We start from the raw sequence: 12,050 nt of genomic DNA on the forward strand, positions 1-12,050 counted from the left end.
TCACATCCTTTTGAACATGGGGAGTCGAAGGGAGACGGTGGTGCCTTCGCCTGGCTCGGAGGCAAACGACAGCACCCCGCCGTGCTCGTTGACGATGGTGGTGGACACCGAAAGGCCCAGGCCGGTGCCGCCGGTGTCCCGCTTGGTGGTAAAAAAGGGATCGGTGAGGTGGGGCAGGTGATCCGGATCGATGCCGCTGCCCTGGTCGCGCACCTCCAGGACCACGCCCTTGCGGTCCGGGCTGTTGAAGGTCCGAAGGGAGATGGCCTGCTCCGGTGCGGTGAGGGCCTGGCAGGCGTTCAAAATCAGGTTCACCACCACCTGCTCGATGCGCTGGGGGTTGCCCCGGACCTTGCACAGCCCTTCGCCACAGGAGACTGAAAAAGAGTGGGTGGCCTTTTTGATGGAGTTATCCACCAGCCGCGTGGCCGCGCGCACCACCTCGTTCAGATCCATGACCTCCATCTGGCGGGAGTTGTCGATGCGGGAAAAGTCCTTCAGGTCTTCCACGATGTGCTTGATGCGCTTTCCCCCGGCCTGCATTTCAGCCAGCATGTATGGGATCTCCTCACGCATGCGGGTGTACTCAAGGCCCCCCACCCAGAAGTCTCCGTGTTCCTGATAGTAAGCCTCCAGGATGGGCCACAGGTCGTCAAAGGAGTCCATGATCACCGGGGTGTTCAAAAGCACCAGGCTGTTTGGGTTGTTGATCTCATGGGCCACCCCGGAGACCAGGATCCCCAGGGAGGCCATCTTGTCCGCCTGGATGAGCTGCTGCTGCTGGAGGTGGAGCTCCCGGGTGCGGTTTTCCACCTCCCGTTTCAGGGTGCGGTTCCACATGAGGATGGCGCCCATCATCAGCACCAGGGGAATCACCACCACCATGCTGAGTTTGACGATGCGGGTCCACGACGGGGTCCTCGGCTCCAGGACCCCCAGCCATTTGTCGTAGATCTCCTGGTACCGTCCCGTGTTTTTGAGAATGGAGAGCCCCTCGTTAAGCCGGGCCTGAAGCTCTGCATCCCCCTTTTTCACGGCGTAGCAGTACTTGAAGCTCACCGCGGTCTTGCCCGAGGTGACGATGTTGGAGAGGCGGTGTTTGCGTCCGAGGTAAAGCCCCGGCAGGTTGGCCACGGCCGCGTAGTCGTGTTGGCCTGCGGCCAGCATCCTCAGGGCGTTGGCATGGGTGTCCGAAACTATGACCTTGATGCCGCCGTGCTTGACCAGGGTGTCGTGCATGGATCCGGCCTCCTGGACAATGACCTCGGAGCCCACCAGGTCGTCGACGCTCTTGGCCGGCCTGGAGCCTTTGCGATAAAAAATGGATTGGTGGATCAGGGCGTGGGGGACGAAATCGAACACGGACAGTCGCTCTTCGGTGAACACCGTGCCCGGCAGCATGTCCACTTCCCCATGTTGAAGGGCGGTGCGCATCTCGCTCCAGTTGCCCAGGCGGATCTCGATATTCAGGCCCATGACCTCGGCAATGGCCCGGGTGAGCTCCACGTTGTAGCCCTTGGGATTGCCCTCTTCATCCAGGTACTCATACGGGGGATAGTAGTAGTCGCCGCCCACGATGTAGGTTTTGTTGGAATCCACGGGGGTGAGGGCCCGGGCGGCTCGGGGGGCCAGGGCCTGGGACAGGAGAAGAAAAAGCAGAAAAAGGGCGGCGCACCGTGCTGCCCACGGGCACTTCGGACCGCGTGACACGGCCCCTGAAGCAAAAAAACGACAACCTCTCATAACCGACATGTTCCTTGGATAAACCATTTACACCTGTCCTTGGTTATGGCCCCCGAGGGCTCTTCTGTCAATACGGGTTTCATCTTTTCAACCCCTTGCCCCAGATGGCAAAAGCCATACAAAAAAGGGAACGATTCAGTGACCTCCGGCGGGTCGCTTTTTGAAAAAAGCTCCGCAAAAACGTTTCGATTGAATCTCCGATACGTTTACACCGATCGGCTTGCCCATACCTTTCCCCGGTCCGAGGCGTTCACGATGACCTGTTTGTCAAACCCAATCCATAAAAATGGGCATCCGTTTGTCCCCCGGCAGGGCCGACGGAGTTATTCCGGTTAACGTCAAGCGAATCTCAAATGCCCTTCATCGTGTTCATAAAAGAGTAAAATACGCCTCTCCTGCAAAAACGGTGGTCCCATGTCACACACCACGCGAATGCATTGATAACGCATGTAGAATGGCTGACGCCATGCATTCGCCATAGGGTTTCCAGGTGCCCCCACCTGGCCGCCGGAGGCCTGCTTTTTCCACTCACCTTAACCATAAAAGGCAGTGTCGGGCTGAATAGCGATCCAAACAAAACGGGCCGGACACCTTATTTCCCGGCGGGAAAAACGCATCCGACCCGTTTCGTCAGACCTTACAAGAGAGACGGATTAGAGCTCCACGGAGGCTCCCTGTTCCCAGACAGCCTGGTCAAGTTCCCCTTCGGACTTGGCCACTGCGCAGGTCACAGCCAGGTCGCCGGTGACGTTCAGGGAGGTTCGTCCCATGTCCAGCAGGGCGTCGATGCCGAAGATCATGGCATAGGCTGCGGCAACAGCGGAGCCGGGCTCGACTTTGAGGCCCACGGACTCAAGGACCATGAGAAGCATGATGGCACCGGCACCGGGGACCCCGGCAGACCCGATGGAGATGAGAACCGCGGTGGCAATAACCGTCAGCTGCATGTCCAGGGCCAGGGGAGCGCCGATGGCAAGGCTCACGAAGATGGCGCAGACCCCCTGGTAGATGGCGGCACCGTCCATGTTCAAGGTGGCGCCCAGGGGCAGAGAGAAGGAGTAAACCCCGCGGGAAACCCCGAGGTTCTTCTCGGCCACTTCCATGCTCACGGGAAGGGTACCGCCGCTGCTTCGGGTCACAAAGGAGGTGATGATGGCCGCGCGGGCTCGGGAGAGGAACTCAAAGAAATTGATGCCGTAAAGAGTCAAAAGACCACCGTAGACAAACACCGCATGGCAGATAAAGGAGGCGTAGACGGTGAGGGTCACAAGGGCCAGGGGACCGAAGGCCTGGGCACCCTGCTTGCCGAAGACAACGGCGATGAGGGCAAACACACCGATGGGGGCCACTTCAAGGATCCAGCCCACAACCTTGTACATCACCTCGGCGCCGCCTTCAAAAAAGGCAAACATGGTCTGGGCGGCGTTCTGAACCCGGTCGTCGTCGCTCTCACGCAGGTGGGAAAGGCCGATGCCGAAGAAAATGGCGAAGAAGATGGTGGGGAGCATCTTGCCGGAGGTGATGGCCCCAAAGGGGTTGGTGGGGATGATATTGAGCAGGGTGTCCACCATGGAGGGCGGGGTCACGGACTTGCCCTTGGCACCGGCAATGCCCACCAGCTCCATGCCCGATCCGGGGTTGAAGAGGTTGGCAAAGATAAGGCCGATGGCCACGGCAAAGGCTGAGGTCAGCAGATAGAGAACCAAGGCCTTGACGCCGATGCGGCCCAGACGGGAGGGGTGCACGCTGGCCGCGCCAACCACCAGGGTGAAGATCACCACCGGCATTACGATCATCTTCAGGAGACGGACAAAGGCGGTTCCCAGGGGGGCCACGGCCGCAATCTTGGGCCCGAAGATCAGGCCGGCCACGGCACCGGCCACCAGGCCGATGAGGATACGGAGCAAAAGGTTTGTGTTGAAATACCAGCCAAACAGGCCCGATTTCTTTTCATTGCTTATCTGTGTCATGTCTATTCCCCATTTTTGATGAATAAAACTTAAATACAATCCAAATTAATTTGATTGAATAGAGTTAGAGCACAGACAATGCCAACCGTCCCATTAAGTGCATGACCCCCTGTTATCACCGGCATAATTTCCGTCAAGGCGCTCCATGCGCACCCTCGGAAGGGATATAACCTGTTACGCGCACGGCTGCCCGGCACATGGGTATCCATGATAAAAACCAGGCAGATGCCCTGTTTCCCCCAGGTTATAGCGGGTCTCAGGTTATAAGGGTTTGAAAAAAGATCAGGGGTGCTTATCTTATCTCCCAGCAGCCGAAAGCCCGATCCCCGGCTTTCAGCCCCCATGAATCCCCTCAAAAGGAGGTACCCATGAACTTCCAGAACGCTCAATTGCCCGTGGGCGCAGAACGCGCCGGTGCCACCCCCACCATGGACGAAACCACCATCGCACCGGGCATCCTGGCAAAACACATGGCCCCCAAAGGCAAGTGCGGGCTTCTCGTGGTGGAAGAGGGGGCTTGCCAGTTCGTCTGGGAAGACGACCAGGCCCACCCCATCGACTGCGACCCCGAGCACCCCGTGGTCATTTTTCCGGAGCGCTACCACCATGTGGTGATCACCGGCCCCGTGAAACTGCGGGTGGAGTTCTACACCCTGCCCGTGACCCTTCAAGGGCTCGATTCCAAGGCCCCACGGCCCGGGGAGGATTTTATATAGCCCTGTGATTACCCATTGAAATCCATCTGTTGCTGTGCAAAAACAGGGGAGACACGGCCGCGTTATCCTTGCGTCCACCTGCGGCAACCCACCACCCCAGGAGCCCGTGATGAAGCTGCTTTTCCCCCACCGCACCTTCCAGAAAAGCCTCCACGCCCCACGGGGCGTGCTTTTGTTGACACGCGTCCTGGCGGGCCTTCTCCTGCCGGTGCTGTGTCTCATGCCCGCCCCCTGCGCCGGGGAGTCGGCCGAGCCCATTGTCCGGGCGGCCTTTGACTACTGGCGCGGGGAAGCCTCCGTCTCCCGGGTCACCATGACCATCCACCGGCCCACCTGGCAGCGCACCGTTTCCCTCGACGCCTGGACCCAGGGGGAATCCGAGAGCCTCTTTGTCATCAAGTCCCCGGCCAAGGACAGGGGCAACGGCACCTTGAAAAAAGGGCGGACCATGTGGATCTACAACCCCAAGGTCAACAAAATCATCAAGCTCCCCCCCTCCATGATGAGCCAGAGCTGGCAGGGCTCGGATTTCTCCAACAACGACCTGGCCAAGACCGACAGCCTCATCTACGACTACACCCACAGCCTCACGGGGCAGACCATCCAAAACGGCCACACCGTTTACAGCGTGCAGTCCGACCCCAAGCCCGACGCCCCGGTCATCTGGGGCAGGATCACCCTTGAAATCCGGGACGACCACATTCTCTTGAAAGAGACCTTCTTTGATGAAGAGCTGGAACCGGTGAAGGAGATGACGGCCTCGGATATCCAATCCGTGGACGGCAAGCTCTTTCCCATGACCTGGAAGATGGCCAAGACCGACACACAGGACGAATACACCGTCATGGTCTACGAGGCCCTCACCTTTACCCGGGAACTCCCAGCCAACACCTTTACCCGGGCCAACCTGATCAAGGTGGGAAAATAAGGGTCGCAAGAAAAACCCATTTTTTTTCGTAACTATTCAGCTTATGCCTCCGGAGGCCCTGCCGGGGGCTAAACGTTTAAAAAGTTTAACAAACAGGCCATAAAAAAAAGGTAGATGAATGCCGTTTTAAATGCAGATGTGATGTGACCTGAGGAACGAGGGGCAAATGACATCTGCTCTCTGCTTTCAAGGTGGCACACCTTGCCGCCGGAGGCTGTTTTTTGGAGCTGAACAGTTACTTTTTTTCTTAACCCCCCGCCCCCATGAGGCCTTTCAATGAACACAGACATCTCCCTGGCATGGCGAAATATCTGGCGGAACCCGAGGCGAACGCTGCTGACCATTGCCGCCATTGCCTTTGCCGCGCTGCTTCTGGTGTTTATGCTCTCGTTTCAATTCGGGACCTACGAGACCATGATCAACGCGTCGGTGTCCCTGCGCACCGGGCATCTTCAGGTGCAGGCCGAAGGGTACCAAAAAGACCGGGAGGTGCGCCTGGCCCTGAACTGGAATGATGAGACCGAGGCGGCTCTGTTGGGCGGGGATGTGCGGGTGGTGGCCGCGGCGCCGAGGGCCAACGGGTTTGCCCTGGTCACCAGCGGCTCCCGAACCTACGGGTGCATGGTCACGGGGGTGGACCCGGAGCGTGAAAAAAAGGTCTCCACCCTGGCGGCCATCATCCGGCAGGGAAGTTATTTCAAAGGGGAAGACGCGGCCCTGGTGGGGGAGACCCTGGCCCGGAACCTCAAGGTGGGGGTGGGGGATGAGCTGACCCTTCTGGGGCAGGGCCGGGACGGGTCGGTGGCTGCCACGGTGGTGAAGGTTCAGGGGGTCTTCGAATCGGGACTGGACGCCTACGACCGCAACGTGGTGCTCCTGCCCCTGGTCTTTTTCCAGGATCTCTTCACCATGGAAGGCGGGGTGCACGAGGTGGCCATCCGGGCCAGCAGCCTGTCGGAGGTGGCGCCTTTAAAGGCCGAACTCAGCGCCAAGCTGGCGGAGCTGCCTTATGACGGGCCATCCCCCGTGGCCCTGGACTGGATGGACCTCATCCCAGGGCTTCTCCAGAGCATCCAGATGGATCTGGTGAGCGGGCTCATCATGTACCTGATCCTCATCATCGTGGTGGCCTTCAGCATTTTAAACACCTTTGTCATGGCCATCTTCGAGCGCACCCGGGAGTTCGGGGTGATGATGGCCATCGGCACCACCCCGGGACGTCTCATGGGGCTGGTCTTAACCGAGTCCTTTTTCATGACGGCGACGGGCCTTGCGGTGGGCATCGCCTTCGGGACAGCCCTGACCCTCTGGTTCGAAGCCCACGGCATCCTCATCCCGGGAAGCGACCAGATCATGAAGGCTTACGGCATCAGCGGTCGCCTCTATCCGAAGCTCTCGCTGCTCTCGGCCACCATCGGCCCGGTGGCCGTCCTTGCCATCACCCTGTTTTCCGCCCTGTTTCCCGCCCTGAAGATCCGGAACATGAACCCTGTGGAGGCGATGCACCATGCATAATGAACTGGCCTGGCGCAACATCTGGCGCAACCCGAGGCGCACCCTGGTGATCACAACGGCCGTGGTCATCGGGATCTGGAGCATCATCCTCTTAAGCGCCCTGACCCGGGGCATGCAGCGGGAGATGCTGGGCAACGGCATCAAGACCCTCACCGGCCATATACAAATCCAGCACCCCGAGTACATGGACGATCCGGTGGTGGATTACGCCCTTGATGAGGGCGCCATCGACAAAGAGGTCCTCTCGAAACGCCTTCCCCGGGGAAGCCACTGGACCGGCCGCATCCGCGTGGGGGCCGTGGCCGCCAACGCCCGCCACTCCGGCGGGGTGACCCTTGTGGGCATGGACCCGGAGCGGGAGCCCTTTGTCTCCTTTATCGGCGGAGCCGTCACCGAAGGGCGACCCCTTAAGGCCTCGGACAAAAGCAAGGTGGTGGTGGGCCGGGCCCTTCTCAACGCCTACGAGGCCAGGATCGGCCACAAGCTCATCCTCATGAGCCAGGACACAGAAGGGGAGATCGCCTCCAAGGCCTTTCGCATCGTGGGGGTCTTTGACGCGGACCTGGAAGCAACGGAAAAGACCTACCTCTTTGTCCCCTTTGGGGCTGCACAAAAGATGCTGGGGCTGGGGGACCACCTCTCGGAGGTCTCCATTGTTTTGCCTGAGATGGGGGACGAAAGGGAGGTGGCCAAGGCCATAAGCCAAGCCCTCAACACCGAGGCCCTCACCGTCACCACCTGGCAGGAGCGCCTGCCCATGCTGGCCGCGTACCTGAAGCTCTCGGACTCCTTTATCTATATCTGGTACGGGGTGGTCTTCATCGCCATGGGCTTCGGTATTGTCAACACCACCCTCATGGCCGTCTTCGAGCGCATCCGGGAATTCGGCCTTATCCGGGCCCTGGGCATGAGCCCTACGGGCATTATCCGGGGGGTACTTCTGGAGTCTCTTTTCCTGCTGGTCCTGGGCCTTGCGGCTGGCAACATCCTGGGCATTGCCACGGTCTTTCTCATCGCCATTCACGGCATCGACCTCTCCGCCCTTGCCGCGGGCACCGAGATGTGGGGCATGCCCCGCATCATCATCCCGGTGCTCACCCCCACGGACATCCTCACCGCCAACGGGGTCATTGTCACCCTGGGGCTGGTTGTGAGCCTTTACCCGGCAACCAAAGCGGCCCGCATCACCCCGGTGGAGGCCCTGCGATATACCTAAAGGCTGGAATGCTCCTGATCTTAAAGGGGGCGTTCCACGGCCCGGCGTGGCCTGTTCAACGGGGATGCCCTGGTTTTCCGGCTGGGTTCGGCATCCCGTACCATGGCCCATTCAACATCGAAAAATCAACGTATCTTAAACGTTGACAGAGCTCCCATCAACCCCTATAAATTACAAGGTTTACCCAAACATTCATCCCCATGGGCCCCCTTGTATTCACCGCCGTTCTGCACCCACCATCGTCTCCTTCTCCACCACAGATACCCCCACCTTCTTTCGGTTGCCGCACCAGCGGTTGCGCAGATGCCGTCCCATGGGCACAGCAATCCCTTAACCTTCGTTTGACCGACCCAAAGGAGACCACCATGGCACAACAAAAATTTGACGGCACTTACAACGTAACCATTTTTATTCCGGAGCGCGGCAGTTACCAGTCCATAACCGAGACCATGACCATTGCCACGACCACGGAAGGAAGCGATGAGATTCTCCAGCCCGGGAGCCAGCTCTCGTTCATGAGCTACACCTTTGAGCTCAGCGGCCGCATCAACACCCAGACCGGTCTGGCCACCATCAGCGGACAGGCCACGGACTCCGGTACCTCACTGGATCCGGCCCTCTGGAGTTTCGTGTCCACCCCGGCTCTTCAGTCCGTAAGTGCCGCCCGGATTGTCTTTAACGGCGCCGCGGCCATCGGTTTCTGTTTCTCTTTGTTCGGCATGAAAGAGGGGCAGGAGACCTTTGAATCCCAAAGCATTCCGGAGATGTTCATGAGGGACTTCCAGGCCACCTCACGGCCCGTGCCCAAGCTTTAGGCTTCTTGCGTGGCTGTCACACCTTCTCTTTGGATCGCCGCATCACGCTGTCCACCTCTTCCATGGCGTAGTCGTAGAGGCGGCCGTACAAAAAGAGGGTGACACCCTTTCCGGCGGTGCGCCATCCCAGGCCCGCAGCCACCTTGAGGAGACCGCCCCTGGCCGTAAGACGATAAGCGGTCAGGGGCCACTTAAGCCAGCCATAGGCTTTTTTCCCCTGGGTGACGGCCTCTTTGAGGCTTTTGGGCAGGCTCTCCCCGGCATACCGGTGAACCGTTGCCAGGGTGTCCAGGCGGACGCGAAAGAGACGCCCGGCAACTGGCAGAGATTCTCCCCTGCCCAGCTGCGCCAGCAGGTGGCGGGTTCGCTCCAGGATGGGGCCAATTCTGGCCTCGTCCAGGGGGGAGTCCGCCTCGGGGAAGTGTTTCTGGGCAAGGAGCTCAGCCGACTCGGTGACGGTTTTTCCGAATACGGTAAGGCCGGGGGTGGGATGAAAAAGCGCGGACACCCCGGTGATCCGCTTTCGAAGGGGTGCAAGGGCAGGGTCCATGGCTGCGGGCGGGGCATCGTCGAGCCCTTCAAGTTCCTGTAAAATCTCCTCCATGGCCTCGGGAGCAGGCTCCTCGCCCAAGGCCTCTTCTTCGTCAGCCCGTGAGCCGTAGAGTTCCAGGGCGGTGGTGCCCACAAAAAGGTATAGATCGGCCAGAAGGCACTTGCCCAGGACCATGAGGGAGAGATTTCCGGAGAGGGTAATCAGCCAGGAGACAGGATCGGGAAGGAGAAGCAGGCGAAACACGTTCATACCGGATACCCAGCGCCTGAAGCGAAGGTACCAGCGCACCGGAGAAAACCCGGTGACCCGTTTCAACCGACGGGTGCTGGTCTTGACCGTGGCAATCCTCACCCGCCTGAGGCGAGCCAGGCCAGGTCTTTCAAGGACGGCATCAAAACGATCCAGGGAACGGTTCAGGGTTCGGATCAGGTGGCCCACAGATACCCTCAGTTCCGGGCGAGGCGCCTCGGGATGAAAGGCGGCGGCAACCTCGGTGAGGTAGCCGTGAAGATCCTCAAAGTCCGGAAGGTCGGGAGAAAAAGAGCGAAGAGTCGTCCTGCAGCGAGAGACCACCACACCAAGGGCGGCGGCTTCATGATCCGGTGCGATTTTGGCCCGCGCCTCAAGGGCGCGTACCTCACGGGAGAGGGAGAGGGCCCAGCCGATGATACGCAGGGCACGGACAAGGGCCAGCGCTGCCACGGGTACCAGAGCCACCCAAAGCCAGAAGGTCCATTCTGTGAACAGGGAAAACGTCATTGTGTCCTGGGGCTGTGTTCAGGCAGGGTCCTGTTGAAAAGTTATGAACAATCCAGACTTTTGGAAGGGCGAATCAGAAAAAGTTTTCAACATTCACCCACACCAAGACCAGAAACCCTTTATTAAAGATAAAAAAGACCGATTTTCAGAACAAACAGGCAGGGGTTTGACAGGCAAAGCGCGACTCACCCCGAAAATCGACGCCGCAACCTATCGTTTCAAACACAAAACAGGATAGAATTTCACAAGAACCCCATCAGGCGGGGCGTGTCTGGGCACAGGAGATTTTGTGGATGACAGAGCTGAGAAAACGGCACACCGTCTCCATCTCCTCCGGGGTAAACCCCTCTGAGGCGAACTCGTTGAATTGATCCACCAGGGGCAGGGCAAGGGCGGCGGTTCGGGCTCCCTTGGGGGTGATATACACCTGGAACGCACGCCCGTCTTCAAGACAGCTGCGCTTTTCAATGAGCCCTGCTTTTTCCATGCGACTCACAAGGCCTGTAATGGCAGAATTGTTCAGCCCCAGCCCCCGGCTCAGCTCTTTTAAGAGGCACCCGTCTTCCTTTTCAAGGATAAAAAGGGCTGCAAGCTGGGCCGAGGTGACGGAAAGCTTCTCCATCAGGATGGCATCGGCCCACTTCAGCAGCACATGACGGCTTCGGTTGATGAGAAAAAAAAGGCGGTTGTCAGGGGTTTCGTCCATAACACCTCAATGGGTATAGGTCTTTTTCCATCCGTTTCGGGTCTTCTTGCGGTGGTCGTTCAGGGCAAGAAAAAAGGCGCCCACGGAGAGTTCCGCACAATGGAAATGATCTTCTTCCAGGGTCTTTAAGTAACCGGCAACCTTTTCAGGGGTCACCTCCCAGGCCTCTTCCAATGTCCGCCCCTCGGTCATGGAGGCCACGGTGTTGGCACAGGCGATGGTGTTGAGGCACCCGTCAATCTGAATGGCGACGTGCTTGATTGTCTCCTCTTCGATGGTCAGAAACATCTCCACCGTGTCACCGCAGTCCCCCACGCGCTTGCCGTAGCCGTCGGGGTTCTCCACGCGTTCCAGCCTTTCGTAGCTGTACGCCATTTCAATATACTCGTCTGAATGCTGCTCCAGAAAATTCTGCTCGTGATGATCCATGATTAAAATACTCCGTTGACCTTCGATAATATCCCGGAAAAGAGAACCATCTCCTCCTCAGTCAGGGCCGCTGCCATCTCTTCGGTTAGGCTCACATGATATTCATGGTGGCGCCTGAAAAGTGCTTCGCCTTTGTCTGTCAGCACAATTTCATAGGAACGGCGGTCTTTTTCATGGGCTTCCCGCCGGAGGTAGCCCTCTTTTTCAAGACGGTCCACCGTCACCGTCACCGTTCCCGTGGTGACCCCTTTTTTCTCGGCCAGCTCCCGCATGCGAAGACGGCCTTCGTGGCCCACGATCTCTATGGTGTGCATCTGGGAAGGGGTCAACCCGCTCCCCTTGACCACCGAATTCTCCCAGGAGGAAATCTTTTCGTAAAACTCAACAATTTGACGGGCAAGCTGCCTGACCTTCACCGATGCCTCCTGCAGAAAAAAAGGATCCATCCCCCTGGCTCCACCCAACATTCTGAGCCAAAAGGAGATAGTTAAAACACAGAAGGCCGTACCCCGGTTACCCCACAAGGAGTCGCCCCGCTGAACAGGCGCGCCCTTGTCCACGGGCAGGCCCCAAAGGGGGCATGCTTTCCGGAAACCAGAGCTAACCGACCGATTTACCCTCACTATACAAGACGGAAACGGCACCTTCTGCGCCACCCGATGCAATAGCATAGTTGAAGAAAACTGCAATGGATTTTATG

General features: G+C 58.8%; 12 protein-coding genes. 6 read left to right on the plus strand and 6 right to left on the minus strand.

What is annotated here, in order from left to right:
- Both MSL71_RS06965 and MSL71_RS06970 read right to left on the minus strand, forming a co-directional pair.
- Positions 1-1,710, minus strand: a complete 1,710-nt coding sequence (locus tag MSL71_RS06965; RefSeq protein ID WP_218950969.1) for a transporter substrate-binding domain-containing protein — start codon at positions 1,708-1,710, stop codon at positions 1-3.
- A gap of 686 nt (positions 1,711-2,396) precedes the next feature.
- The gene (locus MSL71_RS06970; RefSeq protein WP_180138156.1) at positions 2,397-3,713 is read right to left on the minus strand and encodes a dicarboxylate/amino acid:cation symporter; all 1,317 of its coding nucleotides are present in this window, start codon (positions 3,711-3,713) and stop codon (positions 2,397-2,399) included.
- Between the two features lie 368 nt (positions 3,714-4,081).
- On the opposite strand from MSL71_RS06970, the gene MSL71_RS06975 reads away from it, so the two are divergent.
- From MSL71_RS06975 to MSL71_RS06995, 5 genes are all read left to right on the plus strand, one after another.
- Positions 4,082-4,429 (plus strand): TehB-like domain-containing protein, encoded by a 348-nt coding sequence (locus tag MSL71_RS06975; protein WP_180138158.1) that lies wholly within the window; start codon positions 4,082-4,084, stop codon positions 4,427-4,429.
- A gap of 109 nt (positions 4,430-4,538) precedes the next feature.
- Entirely contained in the window at positions 4,539-5,357 is an 819-nt protein-coding gene (locus MSL71_RS06980; protein ID WP_246317734.1) for an outer membrane lipoprotein-sorting protein, read from the plus strand.
- Positions 5,358-5,633: 276 nt separating this feature from the next.
- Complete coding sequence (locus tag MSL71_RS06985) at positions 5,634-6,872, plus strand: ABC transporter permease (RefSeq protein WP_180138161.1); 1,239 nt, start codon at positions 5,634-5,636, stop codon at positions 6,870-6,872.
- Complete coding sequence (locus tag MSL71_RS06990; protein WP_180138163.1) at positions 6,865-8,088, plus strand: ABC transporter permease; 1,224 nt, start codon at positions 6,865-6,867, stop codon at positions 8,086-8,088. The genes MSL71_RS06985 and MSL71_RS06990 overlap by 8 nt, the downstream gene beginning before the upstream one ends.
- Before the next feature lie 365 nt (positions 8,089-8,453).
- On the plus strand, positions 8,454-8,903 hold the full coding sequence (locus MSL71_RS06995; protein ID WP_180138165.1) for a hypothetical protein: 450 nt from the start codon (positions 8,454-8,456) through the stop codon (positions 8,901-8,903).
- A gap of 16 nt (positions 8,904-8,919) precedes the next feature.
- Here MSL71_RS06995 and MSL71_RS07000 read toward each other — a convergent pair whose 3' ends face one another.
- Positions 8,920-10,215, minus strand: a complete 1,296-nt coding sequence (locus MSL71_RS07000) for a hypothetical protein (RefSeq protein ID WP_180138166.1) — start codon at positions 10,213-10,215, stop codon at positions 8,920-8,922.
- A gap of 43 nt (positions 10,216-10,258) precedes the next feature.
- Between MSL71_RS07000 and MSL71_RS07005 the strand changes: the two genes are divergently transcribed.
- Entirely contained in the window at positions 10,259-10,453 is a 195-nt protein-coding gene (locus MSL71_RS07005; RefSeq protein ID WP_180138168.1) for a hypothetical protein, read from the plus strand.
- An 18-nt stretch (positions 10,454-10,471) separates the two neighbouring features.
- Here MSL71_RS07005 and MSL71_RS07010 read toward each other — a convergent pair whose 3' ends face one another.
- Genes MSL71_RS07010 through MSL71_RS07020 form a run of 3 tightly spaced genes read right to left on the minus strand, consistent with a single transcriptional unit; the run spans position 10,472 to position 11,796 of the window.
- On the minus strand, positions 10,472-10,921 hold the full coding sequence (locus MSL71_RS07010; protein WP_180138170.1) for a MarR family winged helix-turn-helix transcriptional regulator: 450 nt from the start codon (positions 10,919-10,921) through the stop codon (positions 10,472-10,474).
- 6 nt (positions 10,922-10,927) lie between these two features.
- Positions 10,928-11,350 carry an iron-sulfur cluster assembly scaffold protein gene (locus MSL71_RS07015; RefSeq protein WP_180138172.1) on the minus strand — a complete coding sequence of 141 codons (423 nt, stop codon included), beginning with the start codon at positions 11,348-11,350 and terminating at the stop codon, positions 10,928-10,930.
- Between the two features lie 2 nt (positions 11,351-11,352).
- Positions 11,353-11,796, minus strand: coding sequence for a MarR family winged helix-turn-helix transcriptional regulator (locus tag MSL71_RS07020; protein WP_180138175.1), 444 nt, complete (start codon positions 11,794-11,796; stop codon positions 11,353-11,355).
- Between the last annotated feature and the right edge of the window lie 254 nt (positions 11,797-12,050).

The organism is Desulfoluna butyratoxydans (assembly GCF_900699765.1).
In the GTDB taxonomy this organism is placed as follows: domain Bacteria; phylum Desulfobacterota; class Desulfobacteria; order Desulfobacterales; family Desulfolunaceae; genus Desulfoluna; species Desulfoluna butyratoxydans.

Coding starts and splice junctions, on each gene's coding strand:
- MSL71_RS06970 (WP_180138156.1), bottom strand. CDS start 3,713: ATGACACAGATAAGCAATGAAAAGAAATCGGGCCTGTTTGGCTGGTAT.
- MSL71_RS06975 (WP_180138158.1), top strand. CDS start 4,082: ATGAACTTCCAGAACGCTCAATTGCCCGTGGGCGCAGAACGCGCCGGT.
- MSL71_RS06980 (WP_246317734.1), top strand. CDS start 4,539: ATGAAGCTGCTTTTCCCCCACCGCACCTTCCAGAAAAGCCTCCACGCC.
- MSL71_RS06985 (WP_180138161.1), top strand. CDS start 5,634: ATGAACACAGACATCTCCCTGGCATGGCGAAATATCTGGCGGAACCCG.
- MSL71_RS06990 (WP_180138163.1), top strand. CDS start 6,865: ATGCATAATGAACTGGCCTGGCGCAACATCTGGCGCAACCCGAGGCGC.
- MSL71_RS06995 (WP_180138165.1), top strand. CDS start 8,454: ATGGCACAACAAAAATTTGACGGCACTTACAACGTAACCATTTTTATT.
- MSL71_RS07000 (WP_180138166.1), bottom strand. CDS start 10,215: ATGACGTTTTCCCTGTTCACAGAATGGACCTTCTGGCTTTGGGTGGCT.
- MSL71_RS07005 (WP_180138168.1), top strand. CDS start 10,259: ATGAACAATCCAGACTTTTGGAAGGGCGAATCAGAAAAAGTTTTCAAC.
- MSL71_RS07010 (WP_180138170.1), bottom strand. CDS start 10,921: ATGGACGAAACCCCTGACAACCGCCTTTTTTTTCTCATCAACCGAAGC.
- MSL71_RS07015 (WP_180138172.1), bottom strand. CDS start 11,350: ATGGATCATCACGAGCAGAATTTTCTGGAGCAGCATTCAGACGAGTAT.
- MSL71_RS07020 (WP_180138175.1), bottom strand. CDS start 11,796: ATGGATCCTTTTTTTCTGCAGGAGGCATCGGTGAAGGTCAGGCAGCTT.